This is a genomic window from Acinetobacter sp. YH12094, from assembly GCF_013419295.1.
In the GTDB taxonomy this organism is placed as follows: Bacteria; Pseudomonadota; Gammaproteobacteria; order Pseudomonadales; family Moraxellaceae; genus Acinetobacter; species Acinetobacter amyesii.
This window is the reverse complement of record NZ_VPAK01000026.1, coordinates 26,658-42,325: the sequence shown is the minus strand read 5'-3', so window position 1 is coordinate 42,325 and position 15,668 is coordinate 26,658. Positions and strand designations below refer to the sequence as shown.

The window sequence follows — 15,668 nt, the reverse complement described above, 5'->3', positions numbered from 1 at the left end:
AAGCCTGCCGCCAGCGTTCAATCTGAGCCATGATCAAACTCTTCAGTTTAAAATCAATAGTACATATAGTGTACCAATCTTGGCTCATCAATTACTGACAAAAATTTGCTCAAATAAACTTCGAGTATTTTCTACCATTAATCAATGAAAATAATTTCGATCGATCAATCAGTAAAAATCCACACAAGTTGTTCTTCATAATCTCTTAATGATCTTTCTAACATCTCGTCAATGCTAGAAGCTGAACTTCGATAAACTTAACAATTCAACGCTTCGCGTTTCGTTCGTTTCCGTCTATCTCGTCGGTATGGTGCTCATTATAGGGCAATTTCTTACACGTGCAAGTGCTTTTCACTCACAAAGAACACGAGTGTTTTATTTTTATGCACCATTATGGTTCAAAAAACACACTTTATTCACATAAATACATGATATTTATTACAAATATCATGTAAAATATTTTTCCTATTTTGTGTGCTTAGTTTTTTACAGGTGCTGCTTTAATCACCACACTCTGTATAACCACTGGGTTTACAGGGACATTTTGGTGCATTCCATAGTTCGCAGTTGGAACTTTTACGATTTTATCGACGATATCCATCCCTTTAGTGACCTTACCAAAAACAGCATATCCCGCATTCATTGCACTTTTATTGAGAAAGTCATTGTCTGCAACATTAATAAAGAACTGACTACTTGCTGAATCAGGATGATTCATCCGTGCCATTGCCAATGTGCCGCGCTTATTGCTCAAGCCATTACTTGATTCATTCTTAATAGCCGCTTTTGTTGGCTTCTCCTGCATTTTGACATCCATGCCCCCACCCTGAACCATAAATCCAGGAATCACGCGATGAAAGATCGTGCCGTTATAAAATTTTTCTTTTGCATAGCTTTCAAAGTTTTTAGCTGAGATAGGTGCCTTGTCATTGAATAGCTCAATTTCAATATTGCCTTGAGAGGTTTTCATTTCGACAATAGTATTGGCAGCAAAACTGCTTAAGCTCACACAGCCAAGTGCTGCGGTAAATAAAATCTGTTTTAACATTTGCTAACTCTTCTGGTTGATCTCGTACTTGTTATTGACTGTATATTAGTCTTTGATGATTAAAAAGTAATTATTCTGCCATTATTAAAACGAGAACAATGATGACGCAAATAATACCGTCGGACACTGCATTGACACATTTACCGCCTTGGCAACTGCGTGGCGATGCTTTTATTTTGAATTATTGGATCTCTCCGAGTTTTATCCAACAAGCGCAGATGTTCCGTTTAGCGACATCGCCTTTAGGTCGTGTGGTTCAGGTGTTATTGGTCCGATACCATGATTCACCTGTGGGCCCTTATGACGAATTGCTAATTTTAGATCACCCTTTATGGAGTAAGAAAAGGTTAAGTTCGATTCCTAAGATTTATGTTTCGACAGATATCTCTGTCATTCATGGTCAAAAACTCTGGGGTATTCCTAAAGAGTTGGCAAAGTTTGAATGGCAACAACATGACAATGAAGTGGTCTGTACTATAGAAGTTGAACAACACAAAATGCAGATCCGTTTAAAAAAATCACGTTCACAGCGTTCTTTCTATATTAATAGTCATCATATCCCTGCAGCGATGTTGCAAATCAGACAAGCGTGGGAAGGTAAGCGTTATCAATTTTCACCGAAGTTTCGTGGACGGCTCTCTAAACTGAAACAGGTAGAATGGCACAACACACAGGACATTTTTCCAAATTTTTCTGAAGCACGATTATTGCAAAGCTTTTATGTCCCCGAATTTAGCCTCGTTTTTCCTGCTGCAAAAATCCAAGATAAATAACCCAATAAATAAAAACCCAGTGTTTCACGTGAAACACTGGGTTTACTTTATATAAAGGAATGATTAGCTACGTTTATCCCAAAATTTACGGAACTTCGTACTGATCTCGATCACGTATTTTTTAGCTCGGTGCGAAACCGGGGTTAAATTGATAAAACCATGGGTTTGATCGGTATATTCTTGATAAAACACTTTTACCCCTTGCTGACGGAGTTTATGCGAATAAATTTCACCTTCGTCATGTAAAACGTCATGCCCTGCCGTCACGATATACGCAGGTGCGATACCTGCCAATTTTCCATAGGTCGGTGAAATTAATGGATCATCCAAGGCCACAGCATGTTGTTCTGCATATAAAGCGGTTACGACATCAATATCTTTTTCAGTCAGAACTAGACCATCTTTATACGCATAGAAAGATGGGTGGCGACTTTTGAAATCCACTACTGGGTAAATTAATAGCTGAACTTGCGGGGCAAAAACTTTCTGAGCACTGCGCTGCGCAACCGCAGTAGCAATATTGCCGCCTGCACTATCCCCTGCCACCGCAATTCGATTTTTTAGAATTTTAAACTGACGACTATTTTGATAAGTCCAAGCCAAGGCATCTTCACAGCTTTGCATTAATTGAGCTGGGCTGGCTTCTGGTGTTAAAGGATAATCAATACTTAAAACTTGTGCTTTGGCATGCACGGCCAATAAACGACAAACTTCATCATGCGTGTCTAGACCACCCACCACAAAACCACCACCGTGATAGAACACGATCATCGGTAATTTTTTATTTGGAGCAGGATGATAATGACGCGCAAACAGCGTAGCACTTTGTAAAGGTAGACGTATATCTTGCACTTGTTTCACAAAGGTCGGCTTGGTCTTGATCGACTCCATCTGTAAATCAAATAATTTACGAGACTTCACATAGTCTTCAGTCACAAAGCCTGACTTACCTTGCTTGAGTTGAGCCGCCATCATGCATTTCACCAGCGGATCTAATTCTGGAAAAATAAACGGATAATCGAGACGTTTTGCGAGGCTTTCTTTGGCAAAGTTAGGAAGACGATCAAGTAACCGAGCAGCCGTACCTTGGCCTTTATCTTTCATATTTTTAAGTGATTCATTCAATGCAAACATGCTCTATCCTTCGAATTATGCTCTTCATACTTTCTACATGATCTAGGTCAAATGTGACCATATTCACATATAAGTCTCAACATCAACATACATAGTACAGACCTAGTTAAGCTAATCTTCTTTTATAGAGTTGTCATTGACAATTTACCCAAGTTTTATGGGTTGATTATGCTAACCCATTCTCGATAAAGGATACTCACCATGGCTAAAAAGATCATCCTTCTGTCTTTTGCGACTGCTTTTTTGGCTGTAGGCTGCGTAGCATTCCCTGAAGATGGTTACTACGATGGACGTTATGATCAACGTTATGACCGCCGTTATGATAATAATGATCAACGCTATGACAATCGTTATGATCGCCGTTACGACAGTCGTTATGAACAAGACCGCCGTACATGGGAACGTCAACAACAACAACGTAATCGTTTAGAGCTTGAACGTAGAAAGCAGCAACTTGACCAGCGTAACTGGGAACAGAATCGTAAAAATCAACAAGAGTGGGATCGTCGTAAAAACGAACTCGAACGTCAACGTCTAGAACAACAGCGTAAATACTCTGAAGCTGAACGTCGTAAACGTGCTGAACAAGATCGTCAAAAAGTCAGCAAAGAGCGTCAGCGTTTAGAAGAACAGCGCCGTAAAGCTAGTCAAGATCGTAGAAAACAAACTGAGCAAGAGCGCAAAAAGAATATTCAAGATTTAAGAAAGGCATCAGATCAACAACGTAAAGCGGCTGAAGAACGTCGTCGCGCATGGGAAAATCGCCGTTAATTGATGCTTTTTGCAGATCGGTTAGAAGTAAAAAGCTCATCTACATGATGGGCTTTTTTTTGCTCGCTAAAAATCGAAAAGGTAATATAAAAAGCAATAGAAAAGAAAATAGACAGAAGAGGCATCCTATCTTCTGTCTATTCTTGACTGCCTGTTGTTACAGGTCAGAGAGCATGAAACAATCTTATTGCTGAACTGTAGGTTGTGGTGCAGATTGAACTTCAGCACCTTGAGCTGATGGATCTGCTTGAACCACAGCACCCGATTGCTCTGTTGTTACAGATGCTTCAGTTGCAGACGTTACTTGTGCGGTTTCTGGAGATTCTACAGTTTCTTGAGACGTACAACCTACCGCAGCTAAACCAAAACCTAAAACTGCAACAGCGAATAAACCAATTTTTTTCATCTTCATTATTTCCTTCATTGAATCATTAAAAGCAAAGCTCAACTTTGCCCGCGTCATAATGGAAAATAATTCTGTGAAGTTCCCACCTTCTAAGTTGTACTTTGTACGAGGCACGGTACAGCTTATGAAACGTTTTATTAATCAGGCAGTTTTCATTCATTTTGAGGCTTTACATCATTTATTTAACTCAAGTGCTTTGTTTTTTATTAATAAAATAAATATAAATAGTTTTAAATAAAGCGTGATCAGAGCTTTTGAATACAACAAAGACCAACAAAACTTGCAGCTCAGTTACTTAAGTGGCTGTTTTTATAAATTTCATGCAAAAAAAAGCCTGCTTATGAGAGAAGCAGGCCATGAAAAACACATTCGAAATAAATTCGGAAACTACAGCGATAGAATCTGAAACAAAGAATACTGTGCTGATCATTTTTTGTGAAATATTTAATAAAACTGATACTAAGAGTTTTTATGTATAAATATTAACCACTATTTTTGAGGCAAAAAAAATGCTGATTCTTGGGAAATCAGCATGGAAAAGTGTTTCTAAAATCTAGAGGTAGTCACCATATCCCTCTCTCCAGTGGATATGGTCACTTCCGATAGATAAATTATGCAAATTTTCAGGCACAAAGAGAAACCGTTAAAATTTATGATGAAAATCTATAAATCCGATCAAAATGTGATTATACATTTAAATCAATAATTTATATTTTCATAGAATTTAATTTTGCAGTCGATATTTGGCTGAAAAACCATTTTTTTGAATAAAAAACTGCATTTAATCGCTGACTTCGCTTGAATTTTTATCCCCTGCCCCGATTTCTTCTATTAATCATGAATTCAAAACGCATGGCAGTTACGCATCGATGTCGTTTGAACGCACAGCTATAAGGACTGAACATGTTTAAGAACCCATTTAAACGGAGTAAATCAATGGCGACTGAGCAAAACCAAGACGCTCAAGATCTTCAACAAGAGCAAGCAGAACAGCAAACTCAAGCTGAAAACGAGCAAGCTGAAGTTTCAGTTGAAGATTTACAAGCACAAATCACCAATTTAGAAGAAAGCTTAAAACTTGAAAAAGCACGTACTGCAAATGCCGTATATGAAGCGCAAAAAAGTGTAGAGCGTATTCAACGCGAATCTGAAAAGCATAAAGATACTGTGCTGGAAAAATTTGCAAAACAATTGCTTGAGTCAGTTGATAACCTTGAACGCGCGATTGCTGCGGCAGGTGATGAAAAATCAGGTTTATCTGAAGGTGTAGAACTTACACTGAAATCATTGCTCAGCACTTTAGAAAAATTTGGTGTGGTTGCTGTGGATACTGCAAATGGTTTCAATGCAGATCTTCACCAAGCTGTGGGCATCGATCCAAATGCCAAATCGAATGAAATCGGGACAGTATTGCAAAAAGGCTATAGCTTAAACGGTCGTCTATTACGTCCAGCTATGGTTATGGTTGGTGCATAAACCCAAATTTTCTGAGACGAATTAAAAATTTTAACCAATATTACTTGAAAATTTTTGATTGGCTCTCATATCGGATAACAAGTAAATCCCTTTTTATTTCCCTTTGAGAAAGGGAAGAGTTTGGGAATAAAAGAATTTTAGAGGAAACATCCAAATGGCGAAAATCATTGGTATTGACTTAGGTACTACAAACTCTTGCGTAGCAGTACTTGAAGGCGACAAAGTAAAAGTAATCGACAACGCTGAAGGCGCTCGTACAACTCCATCTATTATTGCGTATAAAGATGGCGAGATCCTTGTCGGTCAATCTGCTAAACGTCAAGCAGTGACTAACCCTAAAAACACTTTATTTGCAATCAAACGTTTGATCGGTCGTAAGTACCAAGACCAAGCTGTGCAAAAAGATATCGGTCTTGTACCTTACAAAATCATCAAAGCTGACAATGGCGATGCTTGGGTTGATGTAAACGACAAGAAACTTGCACCACAACAAATCTCTGCTGAAATCTTGAAAAAGATGAAAAAAACAGCTGAAGACTACCTTGGTGAAACAGTAACTGAAGCGGTAATTACTGTTCCTGCGTACTTTAACGATGCTCAACGTCAAGCAACGAAAGATGCAGGTAAAATTGCTGGTTTAGATGTTAAACGTATCATCAACGAACCAACGGCTGCTGCACTTGCGTTCGGTATGGACAAAAAAGAAGGCGACCGTAAAGTTGCGGTTTACGACTTAGGTGGTGGTACTTTCGACGTATCAATCATTGAAATCGCTGATCTTGATGGCGACCAACAAATCGAAGTATTGTCTACAAACGGTGATACATTCCTTGGTGGTGAAGACTTCGATAATGCATTAATTGAATACTTGGTTGAAGAGTTCAAGAAAGAACAAAGCGTAAACTTGAAACAAGATCCTCTTGCACTTCAACGTTTAAAAGAAGCTGCTGAAAAAGCAAAAATCGAGCTTTCTTCTTCGAATGCAACAGAAATCAACCTTCCATACATCACAGCAGATGCGACTGGTCCTAAACACTTAGTGATCAACGTGACTCGCTCTAAACTTGAAGGTTTAGTTGCTGAATTGGTTGCTCGTACAATTGAACCATGTAAGATTGCACTTAAAGATGCAGGTCTTTCAACCTCTGACATCTCTGACGTAATCTTGGTGGGTGGTCAGTCTCGTATGCCACTTGTACAACAAAAAGTACAAGAGTTCTTCGGCCGTGAGCCACGTAAAGACGTGAACCCAGATGAAGCTGTAGCGATGGGTGCTGCGATTCAAGGTGCAGTACTTTCAGGTGATAAAACTGACGTACTTCTTCTTGACGTAACTCCGCTTACACTTGGTATTGAAACAATGGGTGGCGTGTTAACAGCGATCATTGAGAAAAACACCACGATTCCTGCGAAGAAATCTCAAGTGTTCTCAACTGCTGCAGACAACCAACCAGCTGTAGACATTTCAGTTTACCAAGGTGAACGTAAAATGGCTCAACAAAACAAATTGTTGGGTAACTTCCAATTGGGCGATATTCCACCTGCTCCACGTGGTGTACCACAAATTGAAGTATCATTTGACATCAACGCTGATGGTATCTTGAAAGTATCTGCAAAAGATAAGAGCACAGGTAAAGAGCAATCAATTCAAATTAAAGCTAACTCTGGTTTGAGCGATGCTGAAATTGAAGCGATGATCAAAGATGCTGAAGCGAATGCTGAAGAAGATCGTAAATTTGAAGAATTAGCGAAAGCACGTAACGAAGCTGATGCACTTGTTTCTTCTGCTCAAAAAGCAGTAAAAGATCTTGGTGAACAGGTAACTGCTGATGAGAAATCTGCAATCGATGCTGCTGTAGCTGAGCTCGAAGCAGCGACTAAAGAAAACGATGTAGATGCAATCAAAGCGAAAACTGAAGCACTTCAAAACATCATTATGCCGATCACTCAACGTGCTTATGAAGCTGCACAAGGTCAAGGCGGTGCTGAAGGTTTTGATCCTAACGCTTTCCAAGGCGCTGAAGGTCAAGCTCAAAAAGCAGATGACGGCGTTGTAGATGCTGAGTTCACTGAAGTGAAAGATGACAAAAAATAATTTGTCGCTTTAACTGAGTCTTTCAAAGCTCAAAAAGACCGCGCGAAAGCGCGGTTTTTTTTGTGGATGATTTTATCTGCATCAGGCAATATTCAAATAACACGCAAACGTTCAAACAGCCACATTCTTCTCGACTCACTATCAATCTAAACTTAGATTTGCATAGCGCTAAATTTCAGTTAAATTAATGCAAAATAATCAAGTTTTGCGACGCTATGCGTTTGATTTTAATTATTGTTGTCATCGTTTTGAGTACTTGGTGGATCTATCAAACCAAGCAGCATCCTCAACTGAAATTTAATTCAATTTCAGATCGACTTTTACACCCTCTCGATACCCGACTGCGTTATCGGGTTGCTGATGTAGATCCGCGTTTTGGATTAAGCCAGCAACAAGTCATTCAACTTAGCCAAGAAGCCGCAGAGATATGGCATAAAGGGACACTCAAACCGTTATTTATCTATGACCCAGATGCACAACTGGCGATCCATCTAATTTATGATGACCGCCAAGAACAATACAATGCCTATAAGCAAGTCCAAAAGACCTTAGCCGCAGATAAAGCCCGTAATGATTTATATGCCGAGAACTTAGCAAATTCGAGAAAAGGTCTGGAGATGAATGAGCAACAGCTCCGATCAAAACAAGCCATGATCCGTGCTGAAATAGTACAACTGTCGCAAGAACGTATGGGTTGGAGCCGAATCGAGCATGCGCAAGGCCCCAATATGCAACGCGTTGAAAAAGAACTTGCGCAAGTCAAAGCACAAGCGATGCAATTAGACCAAGAAATAGATCGATTTAATCAGCAAAATGATCAATTTAACCAACAAGTCTCAAGTTATAACCAGCAAATCGATCAATATAATGCGGGCGTGATACAAGCCAGTCAGCGCTTTCCTGCACGAGAGTTTCATAAAGGTGTCTTTATGGGCGATCAGATTCAGATTTATCAATTTGATGCCGAAGATGATTTACGCCTCACCCTTGCCCACGAACTCGGACATGCTCTCGGCTTATCTCACCATAATGACCCTACTGCATTAATGTACCCAATCTTGGGCGCGCAACAATTAGAAAACTTTAAACTGATGCCAGCAGACCAAAGCTTACTGTATTATCGCTAGTGTGCCCTGATCATAAAAAACCATACAATTTATAAGGATATTGCAGGATTCACCAACAAAAATCAGCATTTCATGTTATTGTTGATATGCAATAATTTCCTTATATCAATGACATCTTCCGTGGAGAGCAATGTGAGTTACTACCATATCTTAATTGAAGTGAATGACCACATCAGCACGATTGAACAAACCCGTGATATTGAACTTTTTGATATTACCGAAATTCAACCTTATCTCCATGCAGTACTTTTACCATTTTTTAATGAGCAACTCATCGAACTCGAAGACGAAAATCTTGAGTTTAAAGATGTCTTGCATTTACAAGTCAAACAAACCCTATTGCCGATCCGTGACCTCATCGAAGAAGAACAACGCCTGCTTCCGAGTGATACCGATATCACCATTACGGCTTATGAAATTTTTAATAATTATCAATTGAGTCAAGACGTGACCACAGTGATTTTAGATCTGTTAGAAGCGCTAAAATTTGAAGCCTAATATCGATTTTAAACATTAAAAAAGCCCTCAAAATGAGGGCTTTTTTATGGCTCAATTCATCATCGTGATTAGATCGAGAATGAAGATCCACATCCACACGTGGTTGTCGCATTCGGGTTTTGTACCACAAAACGAGAACCCTCTAAACCTTCAATATAGTCGACTGTTGAACCAACTAAATATTGATAACTAAGTGAATCCACCAACATTTTCACGTCTTCATTGATAAATTCAGCATCATCTTCGTTTTGGCTTTCTGCAAAATTAAATCCATATGAGAAACCTGAACAACCACCACCAGTCACATATACACGTAACATGAGGTCTTGATTACCTTCACTGTCACGCAATTGGCGTACTTTATTGGCAGCATTGTCAGTCAGCACAAGTGCTTGAGCATTCATGATGGATTCCTCTGAGTCATTGGGGTGTCTTTAAAAAGAAAAGACCATGTTTCAAGTATAACATACTCAATATATGGTCAGTCTTCACAGTTTAAAGTTAAATCAGAGTATTTTTCTCAAGATTCATTTAAAACTTATTTATAGTTTTCGTCCTGTAATGCACATTCGAAGTTTTTCGGGTCTTGTTTACAGCGGAATTGCCATAATAATTTCATCATTCGCTTGTCGTAGATATCACGTTTAGTCAAATCAATACGCGCTTCACGCATCATTTTTTGATAGCCAGCTTTGTCTGCCGTTGGAACATCCATCCAATATTTAGCTGGGATTTCTGACTTCATTTTGCCTAATATCGTGAATGCACGAGGTAATTGTGTTTTGACCCAATCACGTGATTTTTGCCCATATCCCGCTGGGAATTTATCTGGGCGAATAATGATATTACCCGTCACTTGTAAAATTGGATAATTAACAATTGCACCTTTACTACCTAAACCTTTATGTAACTCCAAGGGTTTAAACACCGCTGCAGGTGCACCAATAATATCCACCTGACCATTGTTAAATTTAGAGCCAAAATTGGTCACGTCAGCACTGACCGCTTGAGCCCCCACCTGTTGCACCATAATTTTCTGCGCTTCATCATAATCAAGCACCGCAATTTTTTTACCTGCTGCTTTAGCGACAGTATTGATACTACGGTCATTCACCAACAGGTAGGCATCACCTACAGGAATCACACCTACCACTTCATATTTACTATTGACCATGCTCTTTGCAAACGTTGGACTCGCAAGGCCTTGCATCACTTTAACCGCAAGTTTCAAATCTGGAATTGCACCAATCGCATCTAAAGAACCGGTAAAATTATTAAATTGACGACCACGCATACCTGTGACACTGATCCCATCACATTTACCGGCTTTAAAATCTTCCGCAATCACCGCTTCATTTTGACTGACGCGGAGCTCAATGTCTGCGCCCCAGTTTTTTGCCGCCAATTGGTAATCTCTCATCAGGGTAAAAACATCACCATTTTTACCCACCAAATCAAATACACACACCACTTGCTTTGCTTGAGCTACGCCATTCACCGCCATTAACGCAGCAGCAATACTCAATGCCTTTGTCCATTGTTTCATACTGACTTTCCTTGTTTTTTACTGTTTTTGTTTTAACCATTTTTTGATTTTTGGGTCATGCGGAGTATGATTAAATATACTCACAGCCCTCGATTTCAATTTAGATTACCTGAATATTTTGCTGACTCAATGGCGAAAATGACCTGTGCATTTGCGAAAAAAAGCCCGGATAAATCCAGGCTTTTTTCTTTAAATATCAGTTTATTCGCCGCTAAGTGAACATTCAAAATTGGCTTTATCGACAGAACAACGTGCCTTTTTCAATACTGACATCATGCCCGCATCATAAATGCCACGTTTCGTCATATCCATACGACCTTCACGCAATAATTTTTGATATTTGGTTTTATCTTCTGCACTTAAGTTAAGTTTATATTTCGCAGGAATACCCGCCTCTAAACGGTTAATCATCGCAATACTCTTCGGTAAATGTTTCACAAACCAATCACGAGATTTTTGACCAAAGCCTGCTGGGAACTGATCAGGACGAATAATAAAGTCCGCGGTCACTTGTAAAACTGGGAAGTTAAACATCGCACCATTGGTACCTAAACCCTTATAAATCTCTAATGGTTTGTAGGCATACGCAGGCGCACCCACCATATCGACCTGACCATTATTAAACTTCGCCACAAAGTTAGATACATCTGAAACCACAGCTTGAGCGCCGACACGTTGCACCATAATTTTTTGTGCTTCGTCATAGCCTAATACTGCAAACTTTTTACCTGCTGCTTTTTCAATTGAGTCAATTTTTTTGTCTTTGACAAAGATGAATGCTGAACCCAGTGGAGCAATACCCGCCACTTCGTATTTCTTACCACCTAGGTTGCTGACCATTTTTGCAGCATTACGTTGGTCTAATGCAAAGGTAATCGCACGTTGCGCAATTGCATTGCTCGGTGCGCCACCAAGCGCATCAATCGAACCTGCAAATTTATTGTATTGACGAGCACGCATTGCCGTCATAAATACGCCATCACATTTACCCGCTTTAAAATCATTGTCGGCTACTGCTTCATCTTGACGCGGAATTAAGTTAATTTCAGCACCCCAGCCTTTTGCTGCAAGCGCCCATTCCTGAGCCATTTGGTATGACTCACCTGACTTACCCAGTAAGTCAAATACACAGATATCTACTTTTGCTGCCTGAGCTGAACCAGCAAAGCCAATTGCAGCAAATGTAGCCAATGATAGGAGGGTTTTTTTCATTCTATTTTCCTTTCAAATCTTTTTATGGTTCAGAGGTGTCCTTACACAACGCCGATATTAAGCAAGTTAATTTAAAAAAAATAGAGCATTTACTCCATTTATTTATGTCATTTTGGCACATTCTGTTTTTTTGTGATTAATATCACTTTTTTATTTAAGGCAAAATTATAAATATAATCATCATGTTGTATGCAAAAAAGGCTTTTTGCATTTACAGCCTTTTTATGAAACTTTACAAAGAAATACAGAAAAAAGCTTATTCACCCGCCACTGAACACTCAAAATTGGTTCGCTCAATCGTACAACGTGCTTTTTTCAGTACCGTCATCATGGTGGAGTCGTAGATTCCTTGTTTGGTTAAATCCATCCGTCCTTCACGCAAAATTTTCTGATATTTCAACTGATCATCTTTGCTGAGATTCATCTTATATTTGGCAGGAATTTCAGCTTCCATGCGTTTTACCATGGCAAAACTTTTCGGTAATTGTTTAACGAACCATTGCCGAGAGGGTTCAGCAAAACCATCTGGGAATTTATTGTTACGAATAATCAGGTCTGCCGTGACATTCACCACAGGAAAATTAACCATCGCCCCAGTAGTGCCTAAGCCTTTTGAAATTTCGAGTGGCTTAAAGGCATAAGCCGGCGCAGCCACAATTTCAACTTCGGCCTGATTAAATTTGCGAATAAAATTGGAAATTTCCGACATGACTGGCACAGCGCCGACACGGTCGACCATCTCTTTTTGCGCATAGTCATAATGCAAAATGGCAAATTTTTTACCTTCAGCTTTTTCTAAATTATTGATATTGCGATCACGGACAAAAATATAGGCTGAACCAATTTACCCAATCCCTGCCACTTCATAACTATCTTTACCTGAATTGGTAATCAGTCGCTTACTGTTCCGCTTATCTAAGACATAGGTAATGGCTTTTTGTGCGATGGTATTGTTCGGTACACCGCCAATGGCATCAATCGAACCAGCAAATTTGTTATACGCACGTGCCCGCATCGAGGTCATATAAAATGCGTCACATTTCCCTTCTTTAAAATCTTTATCGACTTTGGATTCATCTTGATATGAAATCAGTTGAACTTGTGCTCCCCATGCCTTACTGGCTAGAGACCACTCTTCCATTAGCTTATAAGATTCCCCTGCTTTTCCAAGTAAATCGAACACACAGACCTTCTGATTGGCATAGCTTTGTGCAGACATCACACCTGAAAGAAGCGATAAAATTAAAATCCCTTTTCTCATTTCTTATATTCCCAATATGTTTTATTAATCCATTTAAAACAACAACTTGAAATATTTTTTTAATACTAAAGCCCATTCAATATACCTAAATACGTGGAATCTGTCACATTTTTTCAGATGGTTGCGATGCTTTGTTTTTTCTTTTGCAAAGCCATCCATTAGAATAGCCTCACATTCTTCTTGTTTAGTTAGTTCCATGATTCAGTTAGACCAACTTTCCATTCGTCGCGGTGGGCGTGTTTTATTTCAAAAAGCATCTATGCAATTGCATCCAGGCTGGAAAATCGGCTTAACCGGTGTAAATGGTGCAGGTAAATCGACTCTTTTTTCTGCACTTTTAGGTGGAATGGAATCTGATGGTGGTTCATTAACTCGTCCTGCGGTATGGACCGTCGCGCATATGGCGCAAGAAATCAAAGCGCTCGATATGAAAGCGATTGATTTCGTTCTTTCAGGCGATGAAGAATATTGGGAAATACAACATAAACTTGAACATCCAGAACAATTAGACAATGAAGCGCTGGCACACTTATATGGCCGATTTGATGAAATCCATGGCTATACAGCTCCATCAAAAGCCTCACAACTGATGGCCGGCCTGGGTTTCTTTGAACATCAGTCCCAACTCAATGTTTCAAGCTTTTCTGGTGGTTGGCGTATGCGTTTAAACCTTGCGCGTACCCTGATGAGCCGTTCTGACCTCTTATTACTCGATGAACCAACCAACCACTTAGACTTAGATGCGATTTTGTGGTTAGAAGATTGGTTAAAAGCTTATGAAGGCACACTGATCTTAATTTCACATGACCGTGATTTCTTAGATGCGGTGACTGATCATATTTTACATATCGAAAATCAAGAGCTGACGCTTTACACCGGCAACTATTCGACCTTTGAACGCACCCGTTCTGAGCGCTTGGCACAACAGCAACAAGCCTATGAAAAACAACTCGAAACCCGTGCGCATCTCCAAAAATTTATTGACCGTTTTAAAGCCAAAGCCACTAAAGCTAAGCAGGCGCAAAGCCGTATTAAGCAATTAGAACGCATGCAAGAACTTTCTGCCGCACATGTCGATACGCCATTTACCTTTAGTTTCCGTGAGCCAACCAAAATGAGCTCACCACTGTTACAAATGGAACATGTCGATATTGGCTATGGTGACAAACTGATTGCCACCAATGTGAATTTACAGATTACCCCAAACAGTCGTATTGGTTTACTGGGAATGAATGGTGCAGGTAAATCAACCTTAATTAAATCCTTGGTTGGAGACCTTCCCTTATTACAAGGGACACGCAAAGCCTCGGAACTGTTGAATATTGGCTATTTTGCGCAGCATCAAATGGATGCTTTAGATGGCAATGCCAGCCCTATGTTGCAATTATCTCGAATTGCTGACAAAAAAATCAGTGAAGCTGCATTACGTTCATTCTTAGGTAGCTTTGGTTTTAGTGGCGAACGCATGGATACGCCAAGTGAAGGCTTTTCAGGCGGTGAACGAGCACGATTGGCTTTGGCTTTGATTGTTTGGCAGCGCCCCAATGTTTTAATTCTAGATGAACCGACCAACCATTTAGACCTTGATATGCGTCATGCCCTGACTATGGCATTACAAGACTTTGAAGGCGCTGTGGTTTTGGTTTCGCATGAACGTCAATTGATTGCTAGTGTTTGTGACGAATTATTGTTGGTACATCATGGAAAATGTCGTGAATTTGATGGCGACCTTGTGGCTTATGCCGATTGGCTGCGTCAAGCACGGATTGACATGATGAAAAATAGCCAACAAGCCCCTACTACCATCAAATCTCAAGTTGAAACTAAACAGACGATTTCTAAAGTCGATAAAGAAGCGCAACGTAAAGAAGCTGCACGTCAGCGTGAATTGACCCGCCCGATTCGTAAAAACATTGAAAAAAATGAAGCGCAAATCAGCAAAATTCAGCCACGCTTAAACGAAATCGAGGAATTATTGGCAGACAGTGCTTTATATGAAGCCAGTCGTAAAGATGACTTACTCAAACTAATGAATGAGCAAACAGAATTAAAAGCCAAACTTGAATCTGTCGAAGAGCAAATGCTTGAATTAATGATGGAATTAGAAGAAATGGAAAGTAGTTTTGAAGCTTAATTTAAAAAGCAAAACCCTAGATCTGCATTATTAAGAAAACCTAACTTAAGCTCAAAAAATCAATCGCCGTGAAGTTTAAATGTTCCACGGCGATTTTTTATTTATACTTCACAATAATAATCACACTATAAATCTAAAAAATATTTAAAAAATCGAATGTTCATATCCAACTGGTTATTGCATCGTT

Annotated in this window: 13 protein-coding genes and 1 pseudogene; 7 read left to right on the top strand and 7 right to left on the bottom strand. The window is 39.5% G+C overall.

Features of this window, described 5'->3' with window-relative positions; translation table 11 throughout:
- Positions 1 to 478: 478 nt before the first annotated feature.
- Positions 479 to 1,048 (bottom strand): peptidylprolyl isomerase, encoded by a 570-nt coding sequence (locus FTU34_RS14985; protein WP_180005529.1) that lies wholly within the window; start codon positions 1,046 to 1,048, stop codon positions 479 to 481.
- A gap of 101 nt (positions 1,049 to 1,149) precedes the next feature.
- Here FTU34_RS14985 and FTU34_RS14980 point away from each other — a divergent pair, with 101 nt between their 5' ends.
- The gene (locus tag FTU34_RS14980) at positions 1,150 to 1,821 is read left to right on the top strand and encodes an acetoacetate decarboxylase family protein (protein WP_180036045.1); all 672 of its coding nucleotides are present in this window, start codon (positions 1,150 to 1,152) and stop codon (positions 1,819 to 1,821) included.
- Between the two features lie 63 nt (positions 1,822 to 1,884).
- Here FTU34_RS14980 and FTU34_RS14975 read toward each other — a convergent pair whose 3' ends face one another.
- Positions 1,885 to 2,955: an alpha/beta hydrolase gene (locus FTU34_RS14975; protein ID WP_180036046.1), complete on the bottom strand. Its 1,071-nt coding sequence runs from the start codon at positions 2,953 to 2,955 to the stop codon at positions 1,885 to 1,887.
- A 201-nt stretch (positions 2,956 to 3,156) separates the two neighbouring features.
- Between FTU34_RS14975 and FTU34_RS14970 the strand changes: the two genes are divergently transcribed.
- Positions 3,157 to 3,726, top strand: coding sequence for a hypothetical protein (locus FTU34_RS14970; RefSeq protein WP_180036047.1), 570 nt, complete (start codon positions 3,157 to 3,159; stop codon positions 3,724 to 3,726).
- A 184-nt stretch (positions 3,727 to 3,910) separates the two neighbouring features.
- On the opposite strand, the gene FTU34_RS14965 is transcribed toward FTU34_RS14970, so the two are convergent.
- Complete coding sequence (locus FTU34_RS14965) at positions 3,911 to 4,132, bottom strand: hypothetical protein (RefSeq protein WP_257224324.1); 222 nt, start codon at positions 4,130 to 4,132, stop codon at positions 3,911 to 3,913.
- Between the two features lie 936 nt (positions 4,133 to 5,068).
- On the opposite strand from FTU34_RS14965, the gene grpE reads away from it, so the two are divergent.
- From grpE to FTU34_RS14945, 4 genes are all read left to right on the top strand, one after another.
- Positions 5,069 to 5,608: a nucleotide exchange factor GrpE gene (grpE, locus tag FTU34_RS14960; protein WP_111885723.1), complete on the top strand. Its 540-nt coding sequence runs from the start codon at positions 5,069 to 5,071 to the stop codon at positions 5,606 to 5,608.
- 154 nt (positions 5,609 to 5,762) lie between these two features.
- On the top strand, positions 5,763 to 7,703 hold the full coding sequence (gene dnaK, locus FTU34_RS14955) for a molecular chaperone DnaK (RefSeq protein WP_078194438.1): 1,941 nt from the start codon (positions 5,763 to 5,765) through the stop codon (positions 7,701 to 7,703).
- 215 nt (positions 7,704 to 7,918) lie between these two features.
- The gene (locus FTU34_RS14950; protein ID WP_180022964.1) at positions 7,919 to 8,830 is read left to right on the top strand and encodes a matrixin family metalloprotease; all 912 of its coding nucleotides are present in this window, start codon (positions 7,919 to 7,921) and stop codon (positions 8,828 to 8,830) included.
- Between the two features lie 120 nt (positions 8,831 to 8,950).
- Positions 8,951 to 9,328, top strand: a complete 378-nt coding sequence (locus FTU34_RS14945; protein ID WP_180005534.1) for a hypothetical protein — start codon at positions 8,951 to 8,953, stop codon at positions 9,326 to 9,328.
- A 68-nt stretch (positions 9,329 to 9,396) separates the two neighbouring features.
- Here FTU34_RS14945 and erpA read toward each other — a convergent pair whose 3' ends face one another.
- From erpA to FTU34_RS14925, 4 genes and pseudogenes are all read right to left on the bottom strand, one after another.
- On the bottom strand, positions 9,397 to 9,732 hold the full coding sequence (erpA, locus tag FTU34_RS14940; protein WP_078189499.1) for an iron-sulfur cluster insertion protein ErpA: 336 nt from the start codon (positions 9,730 to 9,732) through the stop codon (positions 9,397 to 9,399).
- A 134-nt stretch (positions 9,733 to 9,866) separates the two neighbouring features.
- Positions 9,867 to 10,874, bottom strand: a complete 1,008-nt coding sequence (locus tag FTU34_RS14935; protein WP_180005535.1) for a putative solute-binding protein — start codon at positions 10,872 to 10,874, stop codon at positions 9,867 to 9,869.
- A gap of 201 nt (positions 10,875 to 11,075) precedes the next feature.
- Positions 11,076 to 12,086, bottom strand: a complete 1,011-nt coding sequence (locus tag FTU34_RS14930) for a putative solute-binding protein (protein ID WP_180005536.1) — start codon at positions 12,084 to 12,086, stop codon at positions 11,076 to 11,078.
- 256 nt (positions 12,087 to 12,342) lie between these two features.
- Positions 12,343 to 13,347 (bottom strand): annotated as a pseudogene (locus FTU34_RS14925) (putative solute-binding protein).
- A 196-nt stretch (positions 13,348 to 13,543) separates the two neighbouring features.
- On the opposite strand from FTU34_RS14925, the gene FTU34_RS14920 reads away from it, so the two are divergent.
- Positions 13,544 to 15,481 carry an ATP-binding cassette domain-containing protein gene (locus FTU34_RS14920; protein ID WP_180036049.1) on the top strand — a complete coding sequence of 646 codons (1,938 nt, stop codon included), beginning with the start codon at positions 13,544 to 13,546 and terminating at the stop codon, positions 15,479 to 15,481.
- Positions 15,482 to 15,668: the final 187 nt, after the last annotated feature.

What these genes read in the sequence shown, in the direction of transcription:
- grpE (WP_111885723.1), top strand. Translation starts at nt 5,069, where the DNA reads ATGGCGACTGAGCAAAACCAAGACGCTCAAGATCTTCAACAAGAGCAA.
- dnaK (WP_078194438.1), top strand. Translation starts at nt 5,763, where the DNA reads ATGGCGAAAATCATTGGTATTGACTTAGGTACTACAAACTCTTGCGTA.
- FTU34_RS14975 (WP_180036046.1), bottom strand. Translation starts at nt 2,955, where the DNA reads ATGTTTGCATTGAATGAATCACTTAAAAATATGAAAGATAAAGGCCAA.
- FTU34_RS14965 (WP_257224324.1), bottom strand. Translation starts at nt 4,132, where the DNA reads ATGAAAAAAATTGGTTTATTCGCTGTTGCAGTTTTAGGTTTTGGTTTA.
- FTU34_RS14920 (WP_180036049.1), top strand. Translation starts at nt 13,544, where the DNA reads ATGATTCAGTTAGACCAACTTTCCATTCGTCGCGGTGGGCGTGTTTTA.
- erpA (WP_078189499.1), bottom strand. Translation starts at nt 9,732, where the DNA reads ATGAATGCTCAAGCACTTGTGCTGACTGACAATGCTGCCAATAAAGTA.
- FTU34_RS14985 (WP_180005529.1), bottom strand. Translation starts at nt 1,048, where the DNA reads ATGTTAAAACAGATTTTATTTACCGCAGCACTTGGCTGTGTGAGCTTA.
- FTU34_RS14950 (WP_180022964.1), top strand. Translation starts at nt 7,919, where the DNA reads ATGCGTTTGATTTTAATTATTGTTGTCATCGTTTTGAGTACTTGGTGG.
- FTU34_RS14970 (WP_180036047.1), top strand. Translation starts at nt 3,157, where the DNA reads ATGGCTAAAAAGATCATCCTTCTGTCTTTTGCGACTGCTTTTTTGGCT.
- FTU34_RS14930 (WP_180005536.1), bottom strand. Translation starts at nt 12,086, where the DNA reads ATGAAAAAAACCCTCCTATCATTGGCTACATTTGCTGCAATTGGCTTT.
- FTU34_RS14935 (WP_180005535.1), bottom strand. Translation starts at nt 10,874, where the DNA reads ATGAAACAATGGACAAAGGCATTGAGTATTGCTGCTGCGTTAATGGCG.
- FTU34_RS14980 (WP_180036045.1), top strand. Translation starts at nt 1,150, where the DNA reads ATGACGCAAATAATACCGTCGGACACTGCATTGACACATTTACCGCCT.